This window comes from Enterobacter sp. CP102, assembly GCF_025152625.1.
GTDB lineage: Bacteria > Pseudomonadota > Gammaproteobacteria > Enterobacterales > Enterobacteriaceae > Enterobacter > Enterobacter soli.
Genome location: NZ_CP104014.1, coordinates 2,405,942 through 2,431,454 on the forward strand (window position 1 = coordinate 2,405,942; position 25,513 = coordinate 2,431,454).

22 protein-coding genes are annotated in these 25,513 nt (G+C 54.4%); 15 read left to right on the top strand and 7 right to left on the bottom strand.

Translation table 11 applies throughout. The features are described 5' to 3' along the window. The first annotated feature begins 305 nt into the window (after positions 1-305). Positions 306-2,015 (top strand): ABC-F family ATP-binding cassette domain-containing protein, encoded by a 1,710-nt coding sequence (locus N1249_RS11395; RefSeq protein WP_259829334.1) that lies wholly within the window; start codon positions 306-308, stop codon positions 2,013-2,015. Between the two features lie 37 nt (positions 2,016-2,052). On the opposite strand, the gene N1249_RS11400 is transcribed toward N1249_RS11395, so the two are convergent. Further along, positions 2,053-2,652, bottom strand: coding sequence for an inorganic diphosphatase (locus tag N1249_RS11400; protein ID WP_259829336.1), 600 nt, complete (start codon positions 2,650-2,652; stop codon positions 2,053-2,055). 277 nt (positions 2,653-2,929) lie between these two features. On the opposite strand from N1249_RS11400, the gene adhP reads away from it, so the two are divergent. After that, a complete protein-coding gene (gene adhP, locus N1249_RS11405) occupies positions 2,930-3,940 on the top strand; it encodes an alcohol dehydrogenase AdhP (protein ID WP_259829337.1) in 1,011 nt (336 codons plus the stop codon). Positions 3,941-4,425: 485 nt separating this feature from the next. Here the strand turns inward: adhP and N1249_RS11410 are convergent, their stop codons facing one another. Further along, entirely contained in the window at positions 4,426-4,935 is a 510-nt protein-coding gene (locus N1249_RS11410; protein WP_014070345.1) for an Rrf2 family transcriptional regulator, read from the bottom strand. 200 nt (positions 4,936-5,135) lie between these two features. On the opposite strand from N1249_RS11410, the gene N1249_RS11415 reads away from it, so the two are divergent. From N1249_RS11415 to N1249_RS11445, 7 genes are all read left to right on the top strand, one after another. Then, positions 5,136-6,338 (top strand): NAD(P)/FAD-dependent oxidoreductase, encoded by a 1,203-nt coding sequence (locus tag N1249_RS11415; RefSeq protein WP_259829340.1) that lies wholly within the window; start codon positions 5,136-5,138, stop codon positions 6,336-6,338. Positions 6,339-6,478: 140 nt separating this feature from the next. Further along, on the top strand, positions 6,479-8,098 hold the full coding sequence (locus N1249_RS11420; RefSeq protein ID WP_259829342.1) for a TIGR04028 family ABC transporter substrate-binding protein: 1,620 nt from the start codon (positions 6,479-6,481) through the stop codon (positions 8,096-8,098). Between the two features lie 10 nt (positions 8,099-8,108). Continuing rightward, the gene (locus N1249_RS11425; protein WP_259829343.1) at positions 8,109-9,053 is read left to right on the top strand and encodes an ABC transporter permease; all 945 of its coding nucleotides are present in this window, start codon (positions 8,109-8,111) and stop codon (positions 9,051-9,053) included. Next, complete coding sequence (locus N1249_RS11430; RefSeq protein ID WP_259829344.1) at positions 9,050-9,901, top strand: ABC transporter permease; 852 nt, start codon at positions 9,050-9,052, stop codon at positions 9,899-9,901. Before N1249_RS11425 ends, N1249_RS11430 begins: the two co-directional genes overlap by 4 nt. Further along, positions 9,898-11,505: an ABC transporter ATP-binding protein gene (locus tag N1249_RS11435; RefSeq protein ID WP_259829345.1), complete on the top strand. Its 1,608-nt coding sequence runs from the start codon at positions 9,898-9,900 to the stop codon at positions 11,503-11,505. The genes N1249_RS11430 and N1249_RS11435 overlap by 4 nt, the downstream gene beginning before the upstream one ends. Next, positions 11,502-12,491, top strand: a complete 990-nt coding sequence (locus N1249_RS11440) for a putative FMN-dependent luciferase-like monooxygenase (RefSeq protein WP_259829346.1) — start codon at positions 11,502-11,504, stop codon at positions 12,489-12,491. Before N1249_RS11435 ends, N1249_RS11440 begins: the two co-directional genes overlap by 4 nt. A gap of 10 nt (positions 12,492-12,501) precedes the next feature. Next, positions 12,502-13,593: an alkylhydroperoxidase domain protein gene (locus N1249_RS11445; protein WP_259829349.1), complete on the top strand. Its 1,092-nt coding sequence runs from the start codon at positions 12,502-12,504 to the stop codon at positions 13,591-13,593. A 6-nt stretch (positions 13,594-13,599) separates the two neighbouring features. On the opposite strand, the gene araJ is transcribed toward N1249_RS11445, so the two are convergent. Further along, positions 13,600-14,775 carry an MFS transporter AraJ gene (araJ, locus tag N1249_RS11450; RefSeq protein ID WP_259829356.1) on the bottom strand — a complete coding sequence of 392 codons (1,176 nt, stop codon included), beginning with the start codon at positions 14,773-14,775 and terminating at the stop codon, positions 13,600-13,602. A gap of 164 nt (positions 14,776-14,939) precedes the next feature. On the opposite strand from araJ, the gene ppk2 reads away from it, so the two are divergent. The 3 genes from ppk2 to N1249_RS11465 all read left to right on the top strand — a co-directional run bounded on the left by ppk2 (position 14,940) and on the right by N1249_RS11465 (position 16,423). Then, complete coding sequence (gene ppk2 / locus N1249_RS11455; RefSeq protein WP_259838102.1) at positions 14,940-15,761, top strand: polyphosphate kinase 2; 822 nt, start codon at positions 14,940-14,942, stop codon at positions 15,759-15,761. A 150-nt stretch (positions 15,762-15,911) separates the two neighbouring features. Further along, on the top strand, positions 15,912-16,100 hold the full coding sequence (locus N1249_RS11460; RefSeq protein WP_259829357.1) for a type II toxin-antitoxin system CcdA family antitoxin: 189 nt from the start codon (positions 15,912-15,914) through the stop codon (positions 16,098-16,100). Continuing rightward, positions 16,100-16,423, top strand: coding sequence for a CcdB family protein (locus N1249_RS11465; RefSeq protein WP_259829358.1), 324 nt, complete (start codon positions 16,100-16,102; stop codon positions 16,421-16,423). The genes N1249_RS11460 and N1249_RS11465 overlap by 1 nt, the downstream gene beginning before the upstream one ends. Positions 16,424-16,515: 92 nt before the next feature. On the opposite strand, the gene fdnI is transcribed toward N1249_RS11465, so the two are convergent. Genes fdnI through fdnG form a run of 3 tightly spaced genes read right to left on the bottom strand, consistent with a single transcriptional unit; the run spans position 16,516 to position 21,105 of the window. Next, a complete protein-coding gene (gene fdnI, locus N1249_RS11470; RefSeq protein WP_259829360.1) occupies positions 16,516-17,169 on the bottom strand; it encodes a formate dehydrogenase-N subunit gamma in 654 nt (217 codons plus the stop codon). Then, positions 17,162-18,046: a formate dehydrogenase subunit beta gene (gene fdxH / locus N1249_RS11475; protein WP_259829362.1), complete on the bottom strand. Its 885-nt coding sequence runs from the start codon at positions 18,044-18,046 to the stop codon at positions 17,162-17,164. The genes fdnI and fdxH overlap by 8 nt, the downstream gene beginning before the upstream one ends. Before the next feature lie 11 nt (positions 18,047-18,057). Further along, positions 18,058-21,105, bottom strand: coding sequence for a formate dehydrogenase-N subunit alpha (gene fdnG / locus N1249_RS11480; protein ID WP_259829363.1), 3,048 nt, complete (start codon positions 21,103-21,105; stop codon positions 18,058-18,060). Positions 21,106-21,327: 222 nt separating this feature from the next. Here fdnG and yddG point away from each other — a divergent pair, with 222 nt between their 5' ends. The 3 genes from yddG (at position 21,328) to N1249_RS11495 (ending at position 24,442) form a co-directional block, all read left to right on the top strand. Further along, positions 21,328-22,212: an aromatic amino acid DMT transporter YddG gene (yddG, locus tag N1249_RS11485; RefSeq protein ID WP_259829365.1), complete on the top strand. Its 885-nt coding sequence runs from the start codon at positions 21,328-21,330 to the stop codon at positions 22,210-22,212. Positions 22,213-22,839: 627 nt separating this feature from the next. After that, complete coding sequence (gene ompC / locus N1249_RS11490) at positions 22,840-23,922, top strand: porin OmpC (protein WP_259829366.1); 1,083 nt, start codon at positions 22,840-22,842, stop codon at positions 23,920-23,922. Between the two features lie 79 nt (positions 23,923-24,001). Further along, positions 24,002-24,442 (top strand): GFA family protein, encoded by a 441-nt coding sequence (locus N1249_RS11495; RefSeq protein WP_259829367.1) that lies wholly within the window; start codon positions 24,002-24,004, stop codon positions 24,440-24,442. On the opposite strand, the gene N1249_RS11500 is transcribed toward N1249_RS11495, so the two are convergent. After that, positions 24,432-25,376, bottom strand: a complete 945-nt coding sequence (locus N1249_RS11500) for a LysR substrate-binding domain-containing protein (protein WP_259829368.1) — start codon at positions 25,374-25,376, stop codon at positions 24,432-24,434. The genes N1249_RS11495 and N1249_RS11500 overlap by 11 nt on opposite strands. Positions 25,377-25,513: the final 137 nt, after the last annotated feature.

Consider the following 25,513-nt stretch of genomic DNA (forward strand, 5'->3'; position numbering starts at 1 on the left):
CCGCCACCCGGCACATCGTTTGCTCAGCGCCCGCTTGCCGGGCCTGACATTCCCCGCTACACTCCCTTCATCCATTAACCCACTGAATATATAAGGAGGCCAATTATGCTGTACTGTGAAATTTTCAATGTTTCACATACATTTGGTGATCGCACCAGCTCAAGCGTTATCGGTATCGTGCTGCGATAACTTCGGCTTGAGCGAAGACACCAATCCCTGAAATCCCTTCTCTCGGGCTTACTGAGTTATCGTCAGCGATGTTTGACGAGGCATAAACATGCCTGTAACTCTTGGGTAAGCAACAAATGAGCACTTTACTCACTGCACAATCTTTACGTGTTGATACAGCGTTTGGCACGCTCTTCGACTCACTCTCCTTTACGCTGAAAAAAGGCGACCGCATTGGCCTGCTGGGGGATAACGGCTGCGGTAAAAGTACGCTGCTGAAGGTGCTGGACGGCACAGACGCCCCCGCAGCGGGCACTGTCGCGCTGGCCGGGCACTGCATGATGGCACGTGTGGAACAACATCTGCCGGAAGCAATTTACCCGCTAACTATGCTCGATGCCGTACTGGCGCAGTTACCCGCAGCTGAACGTGACAGCCTGCGCTGGAAAGCGGAAACGCTGCTGGCCAGCATGGGCTTTACACCGCAGGACACCGCCCTGCAATCGGCTACCCTCAGCGGTGGGCAACATACCCGCCTGTTGCTGGCGCGGGCGTTGATCAGCGAGCCGGATCTTCTGCTGCTGGATGAACCCAGCAACCACCTGGATCTGCCGACAATGCTCTGGCTGGAGCAGTTTTTACAAAACTGGTCCGGTAGCTTTGTGCTGGTATCGCATGACAGGCAATTACTGGATGCCGTCACCAACGGCAGCTGGATCCTGCGCGACAAAACGCTGCACTACTTTGCGCTCCCCTGTACTGCGGCACGCAAGGCGCTGGTCGCGAAGGATGAAAGCGATGCCCTGCGCCACAAAGCAGAGCAAAAAGAGATCGACCGCGTCGCGGCCAGTGCGAAACGGCTGGCGACCTGGGGCAAGGTTTACGATAACGAAGATCTCGCCCGCAAAGCCAAGCAGATGGAAAAACAGGTCGAACGGCTCAAAGAGAGCCAGACGGAAGTCACTGCCGGCAGCCAGTGGACCTTAACCCTGCGGGGGGATGCGCTGCGGGCCGACCGCCTGCTGGAAATGGATAACCTCGACGTGCCTCCGGCGCCGGGTTTACCTGCCCTGTTCAGGGTGGACATCGCACGGCTGAAAAGTGGTGATCGGGTTGCCATAATCGGGCGTAACGGCTGCGGAAAATCATCCCTGATGAAGCTTATCTGGCAGCAATGTAGTGCTGAGCAATCAACGGATACGCTGAAACTCCACCCACGTCTTGCGCCGGGTTATTACGACCAGACGCTACACCAGCTACCGGACGATGCCCCTCTGCTGGACGCGCTGGAGCCCTTCGCGCCAAACCCGCAGGATCGCAAAATGGCGCTGATAAGCGCGGGCTTCCCGTGGGCGCGTCATGGGCAGCAGGTCAGCACGCTTAGCGGTGGCGAGCGCTCTCGCCTGCTGTTTGTCGGACTGACGCTCGCCCGTTATAGCCTTCTGATGCTGGATGAGCCAACCAACCATCTGGATATGGAAGGCAAAGAAGCGCTAGCCGATACCCTGCAACAGTTCGAAGGCGGCGTACTGCTGGTTAGCCACGACCGACAGCTAATCACTCAGAGCTGCAATCGTTTCTGGCTGATTGAAGACGGTAAGCTCAGCGAATGGCACGATGCCGACGCCGTGTTCGAGCGTCTGCGTGAAAGTTCGGGGCTGACACAACCGGTCGATATCGTGCTACCACGGGACGAAACACCGTCGCCGTATGACGATGTGCTGGAAAGACTGGTGGCGCTGGAGACACTGCTTGCAGAGGACTTAGCGCGTAAGCCGAAGCATCAGAAGCCGCAGTTGCAGGCGCAATGGCGTAAAGAAATAGAGGAGCTGGAAGCACAACTGTAAGTCTGCGCCCGGCGGTTAACCCCGCCGGGCCAGAGTATTACTGCGGGTTTTTCTCTTTCCAGGCATCCCATGCCTGTTTAATTTCCTGCTTCGCGGTCGCCGCATCGTTAAAGCCGCTCAGCTCAACTTTTTTGCGCCCTTCCGGCAGCTGTTTGTAGACGCGGAAGAACGACTCCAGACGCTGCACTTCGATTTTCGGCAGGTCTTTCAGCTCTTTGATATCGTCGTAAGTCGGGTCGATTTTACTCGCCGGAACCGCCACGATTTTATCGTCCTTCTCACCGCCATCCACCATCTTCAGCACGCCAATCGCACGCAGCTTGATGAGCGTACCCGGAGCCATTGGCGCACGGGTATAGAAAATTACGTCCAGCGGATCGCCATCACCGGCCAGAGATTGCGTCAGGGAACCATAGTTGGCCGGATAAGCCACAGGCATGGACTGGAAACGGTCGGCAACGATAAAACCGGTTTTAGCGTCGGTTTCATATTTGATAATGCCGCCTGCGGGGATTTCCGTAACGGCATAGAACTCTTCCGGGTTGTTCTCCGGCTGAGGGAATTCGAGGATGTTTTGCGCCTGAACGGAAGCGGACAGGAGAACGCTGATTGCGATAAGTTTTTTCACCAGATGCATTGTCTTTTAACTCTTCGGTTATTAGGAAGACAACACGTTACGTTTGGTTCATGTCAGAATCATGACAGTTTTTTGTCAGTTTTTTACCGCCCCCCCTATATTGAGGGGATTGATGCCGTTTTGCCGCATTAATGAACAAAAACCGAATAAAATGATGACATTATGTTGCTGCGGCCTTGCATAACACCGGCAAAACTCTAATCCTTAAGGAGTAAGACGTATTCTCATATACGCCGGACCTGCTATGCAGAATCTCATAATGAATAAGGAGAAACATATGAAGGCTGCTGTTGTCACCCACGATCATCAGGTGAATATCGCTGAAAAAACCCTGCGTCCGCTGCAACACGGCGAAGCGTTGTTGACGATGGAATGCTGTGGCGTTTGCCACACCGATCTGCATGTTAAGAACGGTGACTTTGGGGATAAAACCGGGGTTATTCTGGGCCATGAAGGGATCGGTATCGTGAAAGAGATTGGGCCGGGCGTGACCTCGCTGAAGGTTGGCGATCGGACAAGCGTGGCGTGGTTCTTCGAGGGCTGCGGACATTGTGAATACTGTAATACCGGTAACGAAACCCTGTGTCGTGATGTTAAAAACGCCGGTTATTCCGTAGACGGTGGCATGGCGCAGGAGTGCATCGTGACCGCCGATTACGCGGTAAAAGTCCCGGATGGTCTCGACTCTGCCGCCGCCAGCAGTATTACCTGTGCCGGGGTTACCACTTATAAAGCGGTGAAAATCTCCTCTATCAAACCAGGCCAGTGGATTGCGATTTACGGCCTCGGCGGGCTGGGTAATCTCGCGCTGCAATACGCCAAAAATGTGTTCAACGCCAAAGTCATCGCCATTGACGTTAATGACGAACAGCTGAAACTGGCCGCCAGCATGGGTGCTGATTTGACCGTGAATTCCCGTAGCGAAGATGCGGCAAAGGTTATCCAGGCGAAAACCGGCGGCGCACATGCCGCAGTGGTGACCGCAGTGGCAAAAGCGGCGTTCAACTCCGCGGTGGATGCGGTGCGTGCGGGTGGCCGTGTGGTCGCCGTCGGTCTGCCGCCGGAAGCAATGAGCCTGGATATCCCACGTCTGGTGCTGGACGGTATTCAGGTTGTGGGGTCGCTTGTGGGTACCCGCCAGGATCTGCTGGAAGCGTTCCAGTTTGCCGCCGAAGGTAAAGTTGTTCCGAAAGTAACAATGCGCCCGCTGGAAGATATCAATGCCATCTTCAAAGAGATGGAACAAGGGCAAATCCGCGGCCGTATGGTGATTGATTTACGTTCGTAATCTATATCCTTCCCTCTACTGTTTTGGGGCTGAGGGTTCCCCAGTATTTTGTGTCTTTAATTCAGCGATGACATTACGCCATTGAAATAAAAGGCATACAGCGGTGCCATGGTCCGGCCGAAAATCGCCGAAGCGTTTCCTGTAGGCCGGGGCGAGGCGCATGGATGCGCCGAGAGGGCGCGACTTGCATGGACGCTGCATCGCGCCCGACCCGAAAGCCGAAAGGAATAAGCTGAGGGTACCGCGAAGCGGCGATTTTCTTGCCGGGAGCCCGGGTCGCCAGGGTAGCGGCGGTGAGCTACCCTGGCTCGTTCACCGGTAATGTAGTGACAGAGTAGCAAGGAACATAAAGTGAACGGAATGACCACCTGAGCTGTATGTTCCCCCTCACCCCAACCCTCTCCCCAAAAAGGAGAGGGAGCCGTCCGTGCTCGTATTTTTGTGGGGATTCCTCAATGTTTGGGGAGAGGGCTGGCGTGAAGGTGTCAGTTCGTACTGCGCCTGTCTGCAATCCACTCCTGCACTTCAATCTGAAACGTATCCGGCGCTTTACGGAACATCTTGCGGGCCAGATCGAGGATCGTATGGCGCGAAAGTTCCTCTTCCATTCTCTGCTGCGCGCTGTCCATCACTGAACGTACACCACATGGCCCATCACATACCCAGGCAGGCGGTGTTTCATCAAATACGGCCAGACGCTGCCGTACTTCCCGGCACTCAAACATGTTCTTTTCACCGTCGATGGCGTGCGCCACATCCAGCACCGTGATCAGCTCCGCCGGGCGAGCCAGCTTGAATCCGCCGCCCTTGCCTTCGGTACTGATCACCAGACCCGCGCGGGACAATCGGGTGAAAATTTTGCCCAGATAATCGTATGGCACACCCTGTAAGGCTGCCATCTCTCTGACGCTCATCTCACGTTCGTTGCCTTTCGCATCCACCATACACATCAGGCTGTGAATGCCATATTCCACACCGGAACTGTAAAAAGCCATGGTTAACTCCGAAGTCAATAATCCGGGTAATTATAGCGATGTTCCTCAAAGGAAAAACACCTCTCACCACCCTTTTGCTTTAACAAACTGATTTCAGGCAACTTTTAATTTTAACTCAGAAAGAAGTTGTCGTAGTTAACTGCGACAAGTATAGTTGCAGTTATGTCAGACATACGGCCTGACGATCAAAAGGATCGAATATGAAGAAGCAAATTTTAATTGTGGGCAGTGGTTTTTCCGGTATGTGGGCAGCGGTAAGTGCGGCGCGCCTGGCCGACATGGAAAAAGATAATGACCTGAAGATTACCGTGCTGGCACCCGTCCCTGAGCTGCGCGTTCGTCCGCGCTTTTATGAAGAGAAGGTGTCCACGCTGGTTGCACCGCTGAACGATTTATTTGCCGAGCTGGGTATTTCATTTATCGCCGGTAGCGCTGAACGCATTGATGCTGAAGAAAAAACCGTTTTTTATCGTGATGCGAACGGCGCTACATTGTCTGCCCCCTACGATAAACTGGTACTGGCCACGGGCAGCCAGACCCGCCGCCCTGCGATTGCCGGGCTTGCCGACTATGCATTTGATATCGACCAGTTAGAATCCGCCCAGGTATTCGAAAAACACCTCGATTCCCTGGTGACTCGCCCGTCATCACAGGCACGTAATACCGTTGTCGTGTGTGGCGGCGGGTTTACCGGTATTGAACTGGCAACCGAGCTCCCTGCCCGTCTTCGTGCTCGTTTTGGTGAGGATACAGAGACTAAAGTTATCGTAGTTGAACGCGGTGCGGTTATCGGTGGTCGCTACAGCGAAGCGCTGCGCAACACCATTGAAGAAGCGAGTAAATCGCTGGGTGTGGAATGGCGTCTGAGTAGCGAAATCGAAGCCATCGATGCTGACGGCGTGACTCTGAAAAATGGCGAGCGCATCCCGTCTTCAACCGTGGTCTGGACGGCCGGTGTTGAAGCCAGCCCGCTTAACCAGCAGATTGAAGGCGAACGTGATAATCAGGGGCGTCTGATTGTTGAAGAGAGCCTGCAAGTGCCCGCTCACCCGGACATTTACGCCACTGGCGATATGGCGCACGCCAAAACCGACGATGTGGGCAACACGGCGCTGATGACCTGCCAGCACGCTATCCAGCTGGGTAAATTTGCCGGGCACAACGCCGCGGCCAGCCTGTTAAACCTCGAGCCGTATCCTTATCGCCAGGTGAATTATGTCACCTGCCTCGATTTAGGTGCCTGGGGCGCAGTGTATACCGAAGGCTGGGAGCAGGAGGTGAAGTCTGTTCGTGAAGAGGCGAAGAAGATCAAAATCGCCATCACTAACGAACTTATCTACCCACCTGCGGCAGATAAATCCGTGGCATTTGCTGCCGCTGATCCGCTGGCTAAATTTGTGTAGTTCGCTTTCAACGCCCCGCTGATGGGGCGTTTTCATTTTCAGTTTCCGGCAAACCTTATCTCAATTCCTTTGTTCCCTTGTTTTCCCCCGCGCCCGATGATTAATCCGACGCTAACAAGAAGATAACAAAGGAATTCACCATGCAAACCCCATTTCGTCTGCCGCTGCTGACAGCGCTGATTCTGGCTACCACGGCGGCTTACGCGGCTGATACGCCAGTTAAAGGCGGCACGCTTATCTATCTGGAACAACAGGCGCATACCAACCTTTATCCGCCCGCCGGGGGTTTTTACCCTAACGGCGGCATTTTGAATCAGATAACCGACAAACTGACCTGGCAGAACCCGCAGACGCTGGCGGTTGAACCCTGGGTGGCGGAAAGCTGGAGCACGAACGCCGATAAAACCGAATACACCTTTAAGATCCGCCCGGGGATCACGTTCTCTGACGGCACACCGCTTGATGCTACCGCCGTGGCGAAAAACTTCGACACCTATGGCCTGGGGAATAAGGCACAGCGCCTGCCGGTTTCTGAGGTGATCAACAACTACGATCACAGCGAAGTGGTCGACCCGCTCACCGTGAAGTTCTTCTTTAAAAAGTCTTCGCCGGGGTTCTTACAGGGTACCGCCACCATCGGCTCGGGCCTGGTGTCGCTCAGTACGCTGAAGCGTAATTTCGAAGAGCTGGGTGACGCCCGCCATATTATTGGTTCCGGGCCGTTTGTGGTGAAAGACGAAAAGCTGGGGCGCGAAGTGACGCTCGGGGCGCGTAAAGACTATCAGTGGGGGCCCAAAAACCTGGCCCAGCAAGGCCCGGCCAACCTCGACGGTATTAAATTTATTGTCACCCAGGAAGACAGCGTCCGCATTGGCGCCCTGCTGGCAGGCCAGGCAGATCTGATTCGTCAGGTGCAGGCATATGACGAAAAACAGGCTACGGACCAGGGTTATCACATTTACGCCGCACCGACCCGGGGCGTGAACGACAGTATCAGCTTCCGCCCGGATAACCCGCTGGTTGCCGATGTACGCGTCCGTCAGGCGCTGCTCCATGCCACCAACGCGAAACAGGTGGTCGACACCCTCTTCTCGCCCAATTACCCGCAGGCAAAATCCGTTATTGCCGGTTCCGCCGCGGGCTTTGTTGATCTGAGCGACAAACTGACCTTCGATGCAGCCAAAGCCAACGCATTACTGGATGATGCCGGCTGGAAAGCGGGCAGCGACGGGATCCGCGCCAAAGACGGGCAACGCCTGGCGCTGACCATTTATGAGTCCCTGCCGCAGCCGCAAAACAAAGAGGTATTACAGCTGGTAGCCCAGCAGTGGCGCCAGGTAGGCGTGGCGCTGAGCGTCAAAGCCGGTGACGCCGGAAGCCGCACGCTGGATAACCTCGACCCGTTAAAAACACCGCTGACGGTTTCTGAAGTGGGCCGCGCTGACCCGGACGTGGTGAAAAGCATGTTCTACCCCGCTAACCGCGATGCACTGCTGCAAAAAGGCGGTTCCAGCGACAAGGTTAAGAGTTTCCGTGATGACAAGCTGAACGAGCTGCTGGTGAATATTTCCGCAGAAGTGGACCCGCAAAAACGCCTTCAGCTGACAGGAGATGCACAGCGCTACCTGCTGGACAACGCCTACGTGATCCCAATTTTCGAAGAGCCACAGGTCTTTGCCGGTGCGCCGTGGCTTAAAGGGGTGAACTTTGAAGCCGTTGGCCGCCCGTCATTCTACGGCGCGTGGATTGAGAAACATTAAGGAGCCGAACATGAGCCACGCACTGCTTCGACGTTCAGGCCACGGGCTGCTGGTGTTATGGGCCGCCTTTACCCTTTCGTTCGTGCTGCTTCAGGTGCTGCCGGGTGATGCGGTGCTGATCAAATTTCAGAATCCTGATCTTGGTTTAAGCCCGGCGCAAATTCAGGAGATGCGCGTGGCTTACGGGGCAGACAGCCCGCTGTGGCAGCAGTATGGCCATACGCTGTTTGCCATGTTACACGGGGATTTTGGCTACTCGCTTCAGGCGGGTGTTCCGGTCAGTGAGCTGATTACCAGTAATCTGCCGGATACCCTGAGCCTGGCGCTCCCGGCGTTTGCGCTGGCGGTGGTGCTGGCTTTCGCACTGGCTTTTGCTTCGCGCCTACCGGGTTTGCGCTGGCTCAGCAATACCATACAGTCTTTGCCGGTGCTGTTTATCTCACTGCCCACATTCTGGCTGGGTATCGCCTTAATCCAGCTCTTTTCATTCCAGTTGAAGTGGATCCCGGTTATTAACCCAACGCCATTGCAAGGCCTGATCCTGCCGATCGTGACCGTCGCCATTCCGATCTCTGCTCCGCTGGCACAGATTTTAATGCGCAGCCTGGACCAGGTGGCATCCCAGCCATTTGTGGCCGTAGCGCGTGCCAAAGGGCTGAGCGAAACCGCCGTTCTGTGGCGTCACGTCACGGGTAACGCCCTGCTACCGGTGCTGAACATTGCCGGTTTGCTGCTGGGTGAACTGATTGCCGGGGCGCTTATTACTGAAACCGTCTTCGGGCGCAGCGGCCTGGGCCAACTGACCCAGCAGGCGGTAAATAACCAGGATATCGCCGTGCTCCAGGCGATAGTGATGATTTCGGCCTTGGGGTTTGTCCTGATTAACCTGCTGGTGGATCTGCTGATGCCGCTGTTCGATCCTCGCCTGCAAACCGTCACCGGAGGTGCGCAATGAGTCTTGTTGATTACGCCGCGGCCGCACGAAAACGGGTGCCCCGGTTGCCTGGTATTTCATGGCAACCCGGATTATGGCTGGCCTGGGCCGTGATTGTGCTTGCCGCGTTTGCCGCTTTTGCGCCGGGCCTGCTCACCCACTACAGCCCGATTGAAGGCATCGCGGGAGCGCAACGTCTGGCGCCGCAGGCGGGCCACTGGCTCGGTACCGACCAGCTTGGCCGGGATGTTTATACGCGCATTATTTACGGCGCATCACACTCCCTGAGCGCTGCGCTGGCTGCAGTCACCATGGGACTCGTGGCCGGAACAGGGATTGGCGTTATTGCTGGCGCGTTTGCCGGACGCGTTGAGTCGTTGCTGATGCGCTTTGTCGATGTCCTGCTGTCTATTCCATCCCTGTTGCTCTCGCTGACGGTCATTATTCTGCTTGGTTTTGGCACCGTAAATGCTGCCATTGCCGTCGGGGTGGCGTCTATCGCCAGCTTCGCCAGGCTGGCTCGCGGTGAAGTGGTCCGTATTCGCCATACCGATTATGTCGAAGCGGCGTTTGGTAGTGGCGGCACATTCCTGGCCGTGCTGTGGCGACATATTCTTCCCAATTCGCTTACTGCGGTGCTGGCATTTGCCACTTTGCAGTTTGGCCAGGCCATTCTGGCGCTCTCTACGTTGAGTTTTCTTGGCTACGGCACGCCACCGCCCGTCCCGGAATGGGGATTATTGATTGCCGAGGGACGTAACTATCTCTCCACCGCCTGGTGGTTAACCACCTTCCCGGGCATTGTCGTCATCGCGGTGGTGCTTGCCACCAACCGCATCAGCCAGCAGCTCAGCGGAGGCCGTGTATGACCGTTCTCAGCGTAGAAAACCTCAGCCTCAGCTACCGGACCGGTCGCCAGTGGCGTGAAGTGGTCCATAACGTCAGCTTTACATTAAAACGGGGTGAAATGCTGGCATTTGTCGGCGAGTCCGGGTCGGGAAAAACCACGACCGCACAGGCGATTATTGGCCTGCTGGCAGACAACGCCCGCCGCGATGGCGGTAGCATTCTGCTTAATGGTGAAGATATCAGCCTCTGGTCTGCTAAACGGCTCGATGCCCTGCGAGGCACGCGGATTAGCCTTGTCCCGCAAGACCCAGGCAACTCACTGAACCCGGTTCAGACCATCGGCGCGCAGGTTGGGGAAATTATTCAGCTCCATCAGAAAATTACTGCCGCCCAGCGGAATGAACAGGTTCTAGCCCTGTTAACCAAAGTGGGGTTAAGCCACCCGCAACAACGCATGAAACAGTACCCGCATCAGCTCTCCGGGGGAATGAAGCAACGCGTTTTGATTGCCATCGCTATTGCCCTGCGCCCGGACGTGATCATCGCCGATGAACCGACCAGCGCGCTGGACGTCACGGTACAAAAGCGCATTCTCGATTTACTGGATGTGCTGCGTCGCGAGTCCGGTACGGCTGTGCTGTTTGTCACGCACGACCTGGCCCTTGCCGCACAGCGCGCCGACAGACTGCTGGTGTTCCGTCACGGAGAGGTGCAGGAACACGGCGCTACGGCAGATATCGTGCGTGCACCGCAGCACGCCTACACTCAGCAGCTGTTAAGCGATCTCCAGGGACAACGGCTAACCATTGCCCCGGTGTCAGGTTTACCGCTGGCGTCACCAGCCATTCGCGCGCAGGGGATCAGCAAACAATTTTCGCTGGGTAAAGGCCATCAGCTTCAGGCTCTGGATCAGGTTAGTTTCGACGTGACGCGCGGCAGCACGCACGCCCTGGTGGGCGAATCGGGCTCCGGGAAAACTACCCTCGCCCGCATTTTACTGGGATTCGAGCAGGCCGACAGCGGCCGCGTGGTGATTGACGATATCGACGCCACCACCTTAAGCAATGAGGCGCGCCGCCAGCTGCGCCAGAAAATCCAGTTTGTGTACCAGAACCCGTTTGCGTCACTGGATCCGCGACAAACCCTTTTTGAGGTAATCGAAGAACCCCTGAAAAACTTTGCCCGTCTCAGTAAAACGGAACGTAAAACGCGCGTCGAGAGCGTTGCCCGGCGTGTCGCATTGCCAGCAGAACTCCTGAGCCGAACGGCACGCGAACTGTCCGGCGGGCAGCGTCAGCGTGTGGCTATTGCGCGGGCGCTGATCCTTGAACCGACTATCCTGGTGCTGGACGAAGCCACCTCGGCGCTGGATGTCACGGTACAGGCACAAATCCTGGCCCTGCTCCAGCAGTTACAGCAACAGCTGGGTTTGACCTATCTCTTTATCACTCACGATCTGGCGACCGTTCGCCGCATAGCGCACAGCGTGACGGTGCTGCGTAGCGGCCAGGTTGTTGAACATGGCGCAGTAGAGGCGCTGTTTGCCGCACCGCAGAACAGCTACACCCGTGAACTGATTGACGCCATTCCCCATTTTTCACCCGTTACGGAGGAGTTCGCATGACGCGAAAACGCCTGGGATTTTTCACCCGCCTGCTTGATGACGTCACGCCAAAAGAACGTTATCGCCTGGCAACAGAACAAATACAGCACGCAGAGCGCCACGGTTTCGACAGCGCCTGGATTGCGCAGCACCACTTTCATGAGCACGAAGGCGGACTGCCCTCTCCGCTGTTATTTCTGGCGCATGTGGCGGCGCATACACGCAACATTCGTCTGGGAACCGCCATCATCACGCTGCCGATGGAAAACCCGCTGCGCGTGGCAGAAGATGCCGCCGTGCTGGATCTGCTGGCGAATGGCCGCCTGGAAGTGGGCTTTGGCTCGGGTGGCACGCCGACCTCATTCCTGCCGTTTGGCCTGACGTTTGAAGCACGTTCCGCCGTGTTTGCTGAACATCTGCATGTGATCCAGAGTGCCTGGGGCGGGGATTCGCTCACCCATCCCGACAATCATCTTTACCCACCCGCACCACAGCTTAACCAGCGGGTGTGGATTGCGACCTTCTCGGTGGAGGGCGCCATTCGCGCGGCGCAGGCCGGGCACGGTCTGATGCTCTCACGCACGCAACCCCGCCCGGCAGACAGGCTGGATTTGACGCTGGAAGAAATCCAGAACCCGATCGTTGATGCCTATCTGAATGCCCTGCCTGCGGGCGTCGCGCCACGTATTCTGGCCTCGCGTACGGCGTTCGTTGCCGACAGTGATGACTATGCGTTAACGGTGGCAACCCCCGGGCTGACAAAACAGGCTCAGCAGCATCGCGCGGCCGGACATCAGGTAACAGGCGATAGCGTAAAGGATTATCGCCGCCAGTTTGACGCACATATTGGTGCGCCTGAAACCGTACTCGCCTCGCTGCAAGCCGATTCCGTCCTGGCGCGCGCGACGGATATTTCATTCCAGGTGCATTCGGTGGAACCCTCGCACCCGGATACCCTGCGTTCGATTGAGTTGATTGCAGCACATATCGCCCCCCACATTCTTTGAGGAGTCACAGATGGCATTAAGTCAGGATATTCTCGCCGAACTGGCAGAGATCGCCCCCGGTTCCGCTCTGGCACAGGCCCGCGCCACGCGTGATGCCGCAACGCGTCATGCCCAGGGGAGTTACGAAACCTTGTTCAGCCAGCAGGACACGGCATTTCCGCTGGATGAACGTTTTGCCGTGGCGGCAAAAGTCGCGAAATGGCATAACGCAGACGCGCTGGCGGCGCACTACGCCGGATTTGGGCTGGCTGACCCGACCTCTGCGCGTCTGACTCCGGCCCTGAATTTCGCCCGTTTGCTGACTTTTTCTCCGGTAGAAGCCACTCCGTCAGCCCTGAAAACACTGACTCAGGCGGGCTGGAGCAAAGAAGGCATTGTGACGCTGGCGCAGCTTATCGCGTTTGTCAGTTTCCAGAGCCGGCTTATCACCGGGCTGCGTTTGCTGAACGATAAACCGGTTACAGCCAGTGATACACCGGTTGTGGCGGGCATCTGGCACACAACAAACACCACCGCAACGGGCAAAGCCGCACCAGTGGTCTTCACCCAGGCGGAGCTCGGCTGGGAACCGTGGATTGCGGCAAAACCGCTGGCCGATTTTACCGACGATGAGGTGGCTATCCTCGCGAAATTTGGCCACACCGATTCTGACTATTTCCGCCTGCTGGGGCGCAACCTGCCGGTACTGGAACAACGCACGCTGACTGATAAAGGGATTTTTTATACGCCGGGCGGCCTTCCCCGTGCCGAACGCGAGCTTGCGGCAACGGTCACCAGTAAGGTCAACGGCTGCATTTACTGCGCATCTGTCCATGCGCGTAAAGCCAGTCAGTTATCGAAGGATGACAATGCTGTTGAAACGCTGCTGGCCATTCGACCAGGGCAGTCGCTGATTGAAGGGCAGTCTGCGCGCTGGCAGGCGGAAATTGAATTTGCGGCGGCGCTGTCCGTCACGCCACCCGCGGTGACGCCACATCACCTCGCGGCACTGGAAAAACAGTCGCTGGATACGCTGGAACAACTCGATTTGATTCAGTCCGCCGCCTTTTTCGCCTGGGCCAACCGGTTGATGTTGACCCTGGGCGAACCCTGGCTGTCCTGACGGGGATCAGGCTAGCGCGCGTGCGTTAGCCTGGTTTCGCCTGGCTTTCAGGTAGCCATACATCAGCAGTGACGTCATGGCAGAGAACGAAAGAATGGCCGCCGGCAAGGTGACGTAACTCCAGCTAAAGCCAAGCGTTATCATCATCCCCCCAAAATAGGCGCCAATTGCGCTGCCAAGATTAAACGCCACCTGACCACCCGCAGCACCCAGCAGCTCCCCACCTTTCGCATTTTGCAGCAGCAGTATTTGCAGCGGCGCAGAGAGCGCAAACAGCCCTGCGCAGCAAATAAAGCCCATCAACAGGGAAGCGGTCTGATGCTCTCCGAACGTAAAGAGCAGCAACAACGAGGCGACGATCGCCATATCGGTCGTGGCTGCGATGCGCAGCGGGCTATAACGACCGGATAATTTACCGCTCAGCATATTACCCAACACCATGCCCAGCCCCATCAGCATCATGATCACCGTCATCAGCCCTTCGGAAAAACCGGAGACATTCACCATAAACGGCTTCACAAAGCTGAACCAGGCAAACACCCCGGCATTGCCAAACATGGTGGCGGCAAAAATAAGCCAGGGTTCCGGCTTCTTCAGAAAATGAAATTGCTCGCTAAGCCGGGTTTCCGTTTTATCGTAGAGCTTAGGCACCCAGAAAATGACGGACAAGATCACCAGCGCATCGAACACGGCTATCAATAAGAAGGTGTAGCGCCAGTTGTATTCATGCCCAAGCCACGTCCCGAGCGGGACCCCCACCAGATTGGCGACCGTCATCCCGGCAATCATGCCTGCAACCGCGAGCGTTACCTTACCCGGAGGGGCGATTTTCGACAGGATGATGGCACCCACGCCAAAAATGGCTCCGTGCGGAAAACCGGAAATCAGGCGCCCTATCGCCAGCCCGGTATAGGAGGTCGAAAAGGTAAAAATGGCATTCCCGACCGCGCACATCGCCACTAAAAACAGCAGCGTCGATTTCAGCGAGAACTTACCGGAAAACAGGGCAACAATCGGCGCGCCGATCACTACGCCGAAAGCATAAAACGAAATCATATTGCCGGCGGAGGGAATTGAAATCCCCGTATCTTTCGCCAGCTCGGTTAACACACCCATAATGCCAAATTCAGCCATACCAAGGCCAAACGTGCCAAGTGCTAACGAAAAAATAGTCTTTTTCATACCGCAACCACTTGTTAAAAATTTGCGACAACTATTATTAAATAATCTTGTATGGTGAGCCAGTTCAAAACGGCTCGCTGACAGGTTAATCCATTAATTCAGGTGGTTTACACTTCAAAGTACGGCCCTTTATTCCGCGACCGGACAATAAGAGGATGACAATGATGGTCAGTAAAAAAAAGAAAGCCAGTGTCGTTGTTGATGTCGTTAAAGATGCACCTCTCAAAACCAAAGAGTATGAAAAAGAGCTGCGCCGACTCCACGTTGAGCTGGTTAAGCTTCAGCAATGGGTCGTCAGTAAAGGCTTGAAAGTGTGCATTGTCTTTGAAGGTCGTGACGGAGCAGGTAAAGGCGGTACGATTAAAGCGATAACCGAGCGCGTCAGCCCGCGCGTGTTCCGGGTTGTTGCGTTACCGGCCCCAACCGAAAAAGAAAAAAGTCAGCTCTATTTCCAGCGTTACGTGCCCCACCTGCCTGCGGCGGGTGAAATCGTTATTTTCGATCGCAGTTGGTACAACCGCGCAGGCGTTGAGCGGGTGATGGGCTTTTGCACCCCGGAACAGGTTGAAAAGTTCCTGGATGGCACGCCAGTGATGGAAAAAGCAATGGTGGATGCCGGGATCATCCTGCTGAAATACTGGCTGGAAGTGACCCCAAAAGAGCAGGAGCGTCGTCTGCGCGATCGTATTAACGACGGGCGTAAAACCTGGAAGTTATCCCCAATGGACATTAAATCCTTCAATATGTGGGATGATTATACCGTCGCACGCGATGCCATGTTTGCCGCCACCGACACCGCCTGGGCGCCCTGGTTTGTCGCCCGCTCGGAAGATAAGAAACGCGTTCGCCTGAATATTATTTCTCACCTGCTGAGCCAGATCCCGTATAAAGAACTGCACGTTGAACCCGTTGAATTGCCGAAGCGTAAAATCGGTAAAGTCAAACCCACAAAATACCCCTTCAGGTATGTCGAAGAACGCTTCTGATATTCCCTGGCCTCTTTGTAAAATGCAAAGAGGTCATTACGTTCACAGTTATCTGGAATGGTGCTCGCAATAATAATATTGCCAGTGGGAACAGTATTGTTTTTGTGTAGCAGAGGTTGATAATGAGCGCACCCACACAGGAGGTGAAAAATGAAAGATTCAGCAGCAGTTCATGAACATCAATCCAGTCCGTCCCAAAGCCACGTAGCCCTTACTCACAGGCGCGCAAACGCTCAGCGTAAGCTATCAGAGCATGACCGACAGTTTATTCAAACAATGAATGATTTTGTCGAGAAGAACGGGACGATTACCGATGATGAGTTTTTCAGGGTGTTTTAATGCTTAAACAATTTAATGTTTATCGTAACCCCTCTACGATGACCCGGGATAAACTGCCTTATTACATGCTTATTCAGGATGATTGTTATGAGGATCTGGCAACACGTGTAATTGTGCCTTTAATGCGAAATCATCAGTTGCCATTATGGCATAGCCCTCTTGCGCCAGGTATAAATATAGAATTCGAATCATTCCTTATTTATGCGCCAATGATCACCAACATCAATACTCATAAAATTAACCGAAAAGACTTCATCTGTAATTTACGCGATTCTCGTCATGATGTTATTGCAGCTATTGACAGGCTGTTAACCAATACCTGACCAGGACTGAGGCTTTCAGTATAACTTGCCTGCATGGTCTAAAGCACTGGCAATTGTTAAACGCCGCCGACCCACGCCGACGGCGCTAACGCTTACTTCATTCCTTCAGTACTCTCTTTCTTCGCTTCCAGGCGTTCAACATCCCGGTACCAGCGCGGATGGTGCTTTTGCGCCCAGCGGCGGCTCACCTTTCCTTCAATCATCCCTTTAATCGATCCTTTCACCCAGAAAGCCATATACATATGGATCAGGATGGCGTGGATCAGAATGATGGCGGATGTCGCATGGATCAGCAGTGCATAGCGCACGGCCTGAATCGGGAAGTAGTGCGCAAAATACGGCCGCCAGATGATCACCCCGGTCACCAGCAGCACGAAAATCATGCTCATGATGGTCCAGAACATCATTTTCTGCCCGGCGTTGTATTTCCCCACTCTCGCGACTTTATGTTCGTTACCTTTCAGGACTTCGACAATCCCCTTCACCCACGGAATATCTTGTTTATCCGGGATGTTGTGGTGCACAAAGCGCACGAACATAAACATCAGCACGACGAAAATCAGTACCCCAAAGAACGGGTGCAGAATACGCCCCATCTGCGGGGTACCGAAGGTTTCGGTCAGCCACTGTAGCGTCGGGAAGAAGAACGAAATCCCCGATACCGCCACCAGGAAGAAGCAGATCACCACCGTCCAGTGGCAGGCGCGGTCAACAAACTTTGTGCGCACAATCCATGACTTACTCATGATGCTCCTCCTCGTCGTCATCCACCTCTTTGTTTGGACCGATACCAATGTAGTGATAAATCAACCCGGCAAAGGTGGCGATAAAGCCTGCCGCCGAGAGTGGTTTAAGCGCCCCTTTCCACAGGTTGATCGAGGTGTCGATCGCCGGATCTTTCGGCAAATTGTGGTACAACTCCGGCTGGTCGTTGTGGTGCAGCACATACATCACGTGCGTACCGCCCACGCCCTGCGGGTTATAAATCCCCGCGTTTTCATAGCCGCGCACTTTCAGCTTGTCCACGCGTTGCAGCCCCACTTCCAGCATCTCTTTTTTGGTACCAAAGTGGATGGCCCCGGTCGGACAGGTCTTCACGCAGGCAGGCTCCTGCCCGACGCTGACGCGATCCACGCACAGGGTGCATTTGTAGACCCGGTTATCCTCTTTGTTGAGACGCGGAATATTAAACGGACAGCCCGCAATGCAGTAACCGCAGCCGATACAGTTGTCCTGCTGGAAGTCGACAATACCGTTGGCGTACTGGATGATTGCCCCGGCAGACGGACATGCCTTGAGGCAGCCCGGATCTTCGCAGTGCATACAGCCGTCTTTACGGATTAGCCACTCCAGCTTGCCGTTCTGGTCGGTTTCGCTAAAGCGCATTACCGTCCAGGATTTGGCGCTCAGATCGGCGGGATTATCATAGACCCCCACGCAGTGCCCCACTTCATCGCGGATATCGTTCCATTCTGAACAGGCCACCTGGCAGGCTTTACAGCCCACGCAGGAAGAGACATCGATAAGCTTTGCGACTTCTGCCTTGAAATCCCGCGCGCGCGGCGCGGGAGTCATGGCGTTTGTCGCGGAGCGTTTAATAATGTCTTGTGTTTCCATCGCCATTTATTCGCTCCTTACGCTTTCTCGATGTTGACCAGAAACGCTTTGTACTCCGGCGTTTGCGAGTTGGAATCGCCAACGTTCGGCGTCAGGGTGTTGGCGATATAACCTTTCTGCGCCACACCTTCAAAGCCCCAGTGCAGAGGGATACCGACCGTTTCCACCTGCTGACCATGCACGTTTAACGATTGCAGGCGGCGAGTCACCACGGCCACGGCGCGAATAAAACCGCGTTTGCTGCTTACCGTTACGCGATCGCCATTGGCAATGCCTTTCGCTTTTGCCAGGGTTTCACTGATTTCGACAAACTGTTCCGGCTGGGCGATGGCGTTAAGCCGCGCGTGCTTGGTCCAGGTGTGGAAATGCTCGGTCAGACGGTAGGTTGTCCCCACGTAAGGGAATTTGTCCTTCTTACCTAAGCGCAGTACATCATCTTCATATATACGCACAACCGGGCTTGAAACCACGTTCGGGTGCAGCGGGTTGGTGCCCAGCGGCGTTTCCATCGGCTCGTAGTGTTCCGGGAACGGACCTTCTGCCAGCTTATCGAGCGCAAAGAGTCGGCCTAAGCCCTCCTGCTGCATGATGAATGGCCCCGTTGCGCTACCCGGCGGCGCAGTGTTGAAGTCCGGGATGTCGTTACCCGTCCACTTCGACCCGTTCCACTGGATGAGCATCCGTTTCGGATCCCAGGGTTTACCGTTGATATCCGCCGAGGCGCGGTTGTACAGCACGCGGCGGTTCAGCGGCCACGCCCAGGCCCAGCCCAGCGTATTGCCTAATCCTGAAGGGTCGGCGTTATCACGGTTGGCCATCTGGTTGCCCTGCTCCGTCCAGCTACCGGCATAAATCCAGCAGGAAGACGCCGTGGTACCGTCGTCACGCAGCAGCGCGAAACTGCTCAACAGTTGCCCTTTCTTCGCTACCAGGTTGCCGGTTGCGTCATAGAGATCTGCCAGCGCAACGCCGTTGTTCTCTTTCGCCACCTCTTCAGATTCAGGGTGATCCGGCTGTTTGTAGTCCCAGCTCATCTTCAGCAGCGGCTCAACGCCCTTGCCGCCTTCGGTGCGGTACATCTCCCGCAGGCGATGGTAAATCCCGGCCAGGATCTCGCCGTCATTACGCGCTTCACCCGGTGCATCCTGCCCTTTCCAGTGCCACTGCAACCAGCGGCCAGAGTTAGCAATAGAGCCATCTTCTTCAGCAAAGCAGGTTGATGGCAGGCGGAATACTTCGGTCTGAATCGACGCGGTATCCACGTCATTCATCTCGCCGTGGTTTTGCCAGAAGTTCGAGGTTTCCGTCACCAGCGGATCGATAACCACCATGTACTTCAGCTTGCTCAGGCTGCGAACGACTTTGTTTTTGTCCGGGAAAGAGGCCACCGGGTTAAAGCCCTGGCAGATATAACCCGTGACGTTGCCCTTATCCATCATGTTGAAATACTTGATGACATCGTAGGCCTGGTCCCATTTCGGCAACCACTCAAAGCCCCAGTCGTTCTCTTTCTGCGCCGCATCGCCATAGAAGGATTTCATCAGGCTGACGAAGAACTTCGGATAGTTGCTCCAGTAGTTAACCTGGTCAGGCAGCGTGGCTTTTGGCGTGCTGGCAGCCAGATAGGTTTGCAGGTCTGGCTGTTTATCCGACGGCAGCGTCAGATAACCCGTCAGGCTGGTGGAGAGCAGTCCGAGATCGGTTAACCCCTGAATGTTCGAGTGACCACGAAGCGCGTTCACCCCGCCACCGGCCATCCCCATATTGCCGAGCAGCAGCTGGATCATCGCCATGGTGCGGATGTTCTGCGCACCCACGGTGTGTTGCGTCCACCCCAGCGCGTACAGGAACGTGGTGGTTCGGTCGGCCGCACTGGTAGACGCCAGCACTTCACACACTTTCAGGAAGTCTGCTTTTGGCGTACCGCAGATGTTTTCGACTACGTCCGGCGTATAGCGGGAAACGTGTTGTTTCAGCAGATTCCACACACAGCGTGGATCGGTCAGCGTCTCATCGCGTTTCGCATAGCCGTTTTCATCGAGCTGGTAGTTCCAGGACGACTTATCGTATTGCCGTTTTTCCGCGTCATAGCCGCTGAACAGCCCGTCATCAAAGGCAAAGTCATCCCGCACCAGCAGGTTAGCGTTGGTGTAGTGTTTGACATACTCAGCATTAATTTTGTTGTTTTCAATCAGGTACAACAGCACGCCAGACAGGAACGTAATGTCCGTACCGGAGCGAATAGGCGCATAGATATCCGCCACCGATGCCGTGCGCGTGAAGCGTGGATCGACGACGATAAGCGTCGCATCGTTGTTGTTTTTCGCTTCCATCGCCCAGCGGAATCCCACCGGATGGGCTTCAGCGGCGTTACCGCCCATCACCATGACGACGTTAGCGTTTTTGATATCAACCCAGTGGTTGGTCATCGCACCGCGACCAAATGTTGGAGCAAGACTTGCTACCGTTGGTCCGTGTCAGACGCGCGCCTGGTTATCTACCGCCAGCATCCCGAGCGAACGCACAAATTTTTGCGTCAGCATCCCGGTTTCATTACTTGCCGCAGAGGCGCACAACATCCCGGTGGAAAGCCAACGGTTGACGGTGACGCCCTGCGCGTTTTTTTCAATGAAATTGGCGTCGCGGTCGGCTTTCATGTGTTTTGCAATACGTGAGAAAGCCTCATCCCACGAGATGCGCTGCCATTTATCTGAACCTGGCGCACGGTACTCGGGATAGCGCAGACGGTTTTCACTGTGAACATAATCGAGCAGCCCGGCCCCTTTAGGACACAGCGCTCCACGGCTTACCGGATGATCCGGGTCACCTTCAATATGATAAATCGCTTCTTTGGCGTTCTTCGCGCCATCGCCCAGGCTAAACATTAATAGCCCGCATCCCACGGAGCAGTATGTGCAGGTGTTACGGATCTCTCTGGCGCGCAGCAGTTTATAGTTGCGTGCCTGAGCCAGTGCCATTTTGGGAGCAAATCCCAACATCGCAGCAGTTGTTCCGGCCATACCGCCCGCGCAGATTTTGAAAAATTGTCTGCGGCTGACGTCCATTGCTGTCCTCTTTTTTCTGATAAGACTTCGCGCCGCAAACTAACAGCAAAGCCCCTGATTTTTTTGCGTCAAATCAATGTCGAACGGCATCGCCCCCTTAATAGTCGCGACTGACGAAATTGAATAATCCTTTTGGGTTAAGCGCTTAACAGAATTATTCGCGGTAAACCGTGGAATAATGCTATAAATTTTTCCTTTATATTTGATGGCAATGGCAAGGTAATGGACAGAAAAAGAGCAACGCTCATTGGGCTGGCGGCAATCCTGTTATGGAGCACGATGGTCGGGCTTATTCGCAGTGTCAGTGAAGGGCTGGGGCCGGTAGGCGGCGCGGCAATGATTTATACCATCAGCGGATTACTGTGTCTGGTGACGGTGGGTTTTCCTGACATCAGACGTTTCTCAATCCGATATCTTATTGCAGGCAGTGTCCTGTTCGTCAGTTATGAAATTTGCCTGGCGCTGTCTTTAGGTTATGCGGCAACGCGGCCGCAGGCGATTGAAGTGGGGATGGTCAATTATCTCTGGCCCAGCCTGACCATCGTGTTTGCGATTTTGTTTAATGGTCAAAAATCAACCCTGTGGGTGATCCCGGGATTAGCTATCTCGCTGCTGGGTGTGTGTTGGGTATTAGGGGGTGAACATGGCCTGCATATTGATGAAATCATCAGCAATATTGTCTCCAGCCCACTGAGCTATGCACTGGCGTTTGCCGGGGCATTTATCTGGGCGGCCTACTGCACCGTCACCAGCAAATTTGCCAAAGGGCAAAATGGCATCACCCTCTTCGTATTGCTCACCGCCCTGAGCCTGTGGGTGAAATATGCCCTGAGCAGCCAGCCGGAAATGGTGTTCAGCGTCCCGGTGGTGGTGAAGCTATTAATGTGCGGCGTTGCGCTTGGGTTTGGCTATGCCTCGTGGAATATCGGCATTTTGCACGGTAATGTCACGGTCCTTGCGGCGGTATCCTATTTTACCCCCGTGTTATCTGCCGCGCTGGCCGCCGCACTGCTCAACGCACCGCTCTCTTTCGCCTTCTGGCAAGGCGCTCTGATGGTCTGCGCAGGCTCGTTGCTGTGCTGGGGTGCCACACGAAATAAAGCCTGATAGCTCTCTGCCGGGCAAACTCCCTGTCCGGCGTAATCCTTGTACAAATAAAACGTGATCGCGCCTCAAAATATTTACACGACGCGTAGTTAATAGGTTTAGATTCTGTTTATATTTATCTCCTTTCGTAAATCCCTCCCTCACGATTATTGACATTAATTGACAACGACACGCAACTAATTCCCTGCGAATATTCACCCTGTATATAGCACTTATTGCAATAGTTTATTTCTGGATGTTTCATAAAATAATGTATAACAATTACGCAACAAATCTCATAACCTCCTGTTTTAACGCCATCAAATATACATTAACTCAAATACCCCTCGCGTCATCACCTGTAATTTCAGCGATAAATAGAACCCCACAAAAACTATACCCATGACAATTATTCGCGGCTGAAAATAGTGCTTTCTTGTGTATTAATTAGTCAAAACGGCCCATTTTTCGGCAATTTTTCAGATCAGGATCACACTAATTGAAATTATCGCTAATATTTTGAAACTTATTATTGAAACGAAGCTACAAGATTTTTAAAAATAACATGCCATTGACGAACAGCCTCGTTTAGAAATCGTTCAATTTGGCCCAGGAAATACCTAAAGAAAATTATAAGGATTATTTAAGATGAAACTTAAATTAGTTGCAGTGGCAGTGACTTCCATGTTGGCGGCAGGCGTTGTAAACGCGGCTGAAGTTTATAACAAAGACGGTAACAAGCTGGATCTGTACGGTAAAGTAACAGGTCTGCACTATTTCTCTGATGATTCCGGCAACGACGGTGACAAAACCTACGTTCGTCTGGGCTTCAAAGGTGAAACTCAGATCAACGACCAGATGAGCGGTTACGGCCAGTGGGAATACGAGTTCAAGGGCAACCGCTCTGAATCTCAGGGTTCTGACGGCAACAAAACCCGTCTGGCATTCGCGGGTCTGAAATTCAACGAATTCGGTTCTTTCGACTACGGTCGTAACTACGGTGTTGCTTACGACATCGGCGCATGGACTGACGTTCTGCCAGAATTCGGTGGCGATACCTGGACCCAGACTGATGGCTTTATGACTGGCCGTACTACTGGCGTTGCAACCTACCGTAACACCGACTTCTTCGGTCTGGTTGACGGTCTGAACTTCGCAGCTCAGTACCAGGGTAAAAACGATGACCGTGACATCACCGAAGCGAACGGTGACGGCTGGGGTCTGTCTTCTACCTATGAAATGAACGGTTTCGGCGTGGGTGCGACCTATGCGAAATCTGACCGTACCGATAACCAGGTTCGTGCTGGCCGTGTAGCGGGCACCATCAATGCTGGCGGTGAGAACGCAGAAGTTTGGGCGACTGGCCTGAAATACGATGCGAACAACATCTACCTGGCAACCACCTACTCCGAAACTCGCAACATGACCAACTTCGGTGACGGTTATATCGCGAACAAAGCACAGAACTTCGAAGTTGTTGCTCAGTACCAGTTCGATTTCGGTCTGCGTCCATCCATCGCTTACCTGAAATCCAAAGGTAAAGACCTTGGTTCTTACGGCGACCAGGATCTGGTTGAATACGTAGACCTGGGTGCGACCTACTACTTCAACAAAAACATGTCTACCTATGTTGATTACAAAATCAACCTGGTTAACGACAACAGCTTCACCAAAGCTGCTGGTGTTTCTACCGACAACATCGTTGCACTGGGTCTGACCTACCAGTTCTAAGATTTGTCAGTATAAAAAGGCCAGCCCTCGTGGCTGGCTTTTTTTATCCGGTTTTACTGGCGTGATAAAGGAGTACGCCATGCACATATTCAAAGGACGCTGTTTGTGTGGGATGAGTCAGTTCAGTGTGAGTCTCACCAATTTCGACGTGTATGCCTGCCATTGTACGTTGTGCCAGAAATGGTCCGGTGGTGTCGCCATGTATCTGGAAGCGCAAGGTCATCCTCTGGTAGAGGACGATTCCATCGCCCCTTCTCATTTTTCGTCCTCCCCGCGCGGCGAACGCTGGTTCTGCCCGGGCTGCGGCTGCCCGCTGTGGTTTGAATTAAACTCCTCCGCACGCTACTTCATTCCCTGGACGCTGCTGGAGATGAGCGAAGACGAACGTCGCCGCCTGGTGCTGGCCGCCGAAATTTATACCGAAACCCAGCCCGCGTTCTGGGGATTAACCGGGCAATACGCGCGCTTTAGCGGGGCGGAAATTGAAGCGCAGGATAAGAGCTGTCTGCTTACGCTGTAGGCTGTTCACTGCCTGCCGCACGGCGTAGCCAGTTTTGCAGGAGCTTTCCGTCCTCGGTCATTTCTGTATCTGAGCGCACGCACAGGTAATAGTCGCGACCGTCATCGATAGGTAAATCGAAAACTTTCACCAGTTCCCCACTCTCAAGATACGGCGCGATAAGCGGTTCGCGCATCAGCGCACAGCCCAGCCCGGCCTGAACACCCGCCAGCGTCAGCAGGCCATCTTCAAACATCGGGCCGCTTCGACGTGGCGGGCGCTTTACCCCCTGTAACATAAACCACTGCTGCCAGGTACTGCGCTCCTCATCATGCAGCAACGGCATTTGCAGCAGCTGTTCCGGCGTGTCGATGTGCCCGTGAATGCGCAAAAAAGTCCGGCTACACACCGGTACCATCTGCCCGGAAATCAGTTTTTCACTCTGATAGCCCGCCCACTGCCCGTTCCCAAAACGAATCGACATGTCCGAGGCATCGCTCAGGTAGTTGCGGTGGTTGGCATACACCACATTAATTTCAGTCTGCGGGTTCGCCCGCATAAAGGCAGGCAGGCGCGGGATAAACCAGCCCATGCCAAACAGCGGGATCAGGCTGATGGTGACCTGCCGCGTCTGCGACTGTTCCACCAGATGTTCTGTGGCCTGGCGCAGCACGTTAAACGCGGCCCGGATCGAGCGGTAGTAATCTCGCCCTTGCTGGCTCAACACCAGCCTGCGTCCCTGACGCTCCGTAAGCGGCATTTGCAAATACCCTTCCAGCACCCTGAGCTGGTGACTCACCGCGGATGGTGAAATCGCCAGCTCCTGCGCGGCCAGCGTCACGCTGCCGAGCCTGGCAATGGCTTCAAACGCGCGCACGGCCCGCAGGGGTGGATCGTTAGCAAGACGGGTTTCAGCAAAGAGAGACTGGCCTGCCGATTGTTCTGTTTTATTCATATGTTGATTTCTTTAGACCGTTAGTCCGCTCAGACGGTTTTGTTAATCTTATATAAATCATAAAGATAAAACGATACCGGTTTATCATAAGAAATAATATATGTGTATTTTACAATTTAATTCAATTATTAGATGGT

Excerpts from the sequence above, each read along its gene's own strand:
- N1249_RS11395 (WP_259829334.1), top strand. The coding sequence starts at position 306 with ATGAGCACTTTACTCACTGCACAATCTTTACGTGTTGATACAGCGTTT.
- N1249_RS11400 (WP_259829336.1), bottom strand. The coding sequence starts at position 2,652 with ATGCATCTGGTGAAAAAACTTATCGCAATCAGCGTTCTCCTGTCCGCT.
- adhP (WP_259829337.1), top strand. The coding sequence starts at position 2,930 with ATGAAGGCTGCTGTTGTCACCCACGATCATCAGGTGAATATCGCTGAA.
- N1249_RS11410 (WP_014070345.1), bottom strand. The coding sequence starts at position 4,935 with ATGGCTTTTTACAGTTCCGGTGTGGAATATGGCATTCACAGCCTGATG.
- N1249_RS11415 (WP_259829340.1), top strand. The coding sequence starts at position 5,136 with ATGAAGAAGCAAATTTTAATTGTGGGCAGTGGTTTTTCCGGTATGTGG.
- N1249_RS11420 (WP_259829342.1), top strand. The coding sequence starts at position 6,479 with ATGCAAACCCCATTTCGTCTGCCGCTGCTGACAGCGCTGATTCTGGCT.
- N1249_RS11425 (WP_259829343.1), top strand. The coding sequence starts at position 8,109 with ATGAGCCACGCACTGCTTCGACGTTCAGGCCACGGGCTGCTGGTGTTA.
- N1249_RS11430 (WP_259829344.1), top strand. The coding sequence starts at position 9,050 with ATGAGTCTTGTTGATTACGCCGCGGCCGCACGAAAACGGGTGCCCCGG.
- N1249_RS11435 (WP_259829345.1), top strand. The coding sequence starts at position 9,898 with ATGACCGTTCTCAGCGTAGAAAACCTCAGCCTCAGCTACCGGACCGGT.
- N1249_RS11440 (WP_259829346.1), top strand. The coding sequence starts at position 11,502 with ATGACGCGAAAACGCCTGGGATTTTTCACCCGCCTGCTTGATGACGTC.
- N1249_RS11445 (WP_259829349.1), top strand. The coding sequence starts at position 12,502 with ATGGCATTAAGTCAGGATATTCTCGCCGAACTGGCAGAGATCGCCCCC.
- araJ (WP_259829356.1), bottom strand. The coding sequence starts at position 14,775 with ATGAAAAAGACTATTTTTTCGTTAGCACTTGGCACGTTTGGCCTTGGT.
- ppk2 (WP_259838102.1), top strand. The coding sequence starts at position 14,940 with ATGGTCAGTAAAAAAAAGAAAGCCAGTGTCGTTGTTGATGTCGTTAAA.
- N1249_RS11460 (WP_259829357.1), top strand. The coding sequence starts at position 15,912 with ATGAAAGATTCAGCAGCAGTTCATGAACATCAATCCAGTCCGTCCCAA.
- N1249_RS11465 (WP_259829358.1), top strand. The coding sequence starts at position 16,100 with ATGCTTAAACAATTTAATGTTTATCGTAACCCCTCTACGATGACCCGG.
- fdnI (WP_259829360.1), bottom strand. The coding sequence starts at position 17,169 with ATGAGTAAGTCATGGATTGTGCGCACAAAGTTTGTTGACCGCGCCTGC.
- fdxH (WP_259829362.1), bottom strand. The coding sequence starts at position 18,046 with ATGGCGATGGAAACACAAGACATTATTAAACGCTCCGCGACAAACGCC.
- yddG (WP_259829365.1), top strand. The coding sequence starts at position 21,328 with ATGGACAGAAAAAGAGCAACGCTCATTGGGCTGGCGGCAATCCTGTTA.
- ompC (WP_259829366.1), top strand. The coding sequence starts at position 22,840 with ATGAAACTTAAATTAGTTGCAGTGGCAGTGACTTCCATGTTGGCGGCA.
- N1249_RS11495 (WP_259829367.1), top strand. The coding sequence starts at position 24,002 with ATGCACATATTCAAAGGACGCTGTTTGTGTGGGATGAGTCAGTTCAGT.
- N1249_RS11500 (WP_259829368.1), bottom strand. The coding sequence starts at position 25,376 with ATGAATAAAACAGAACAATCGGCAGGCCAGTCTCTCTTTGCTGAAACC.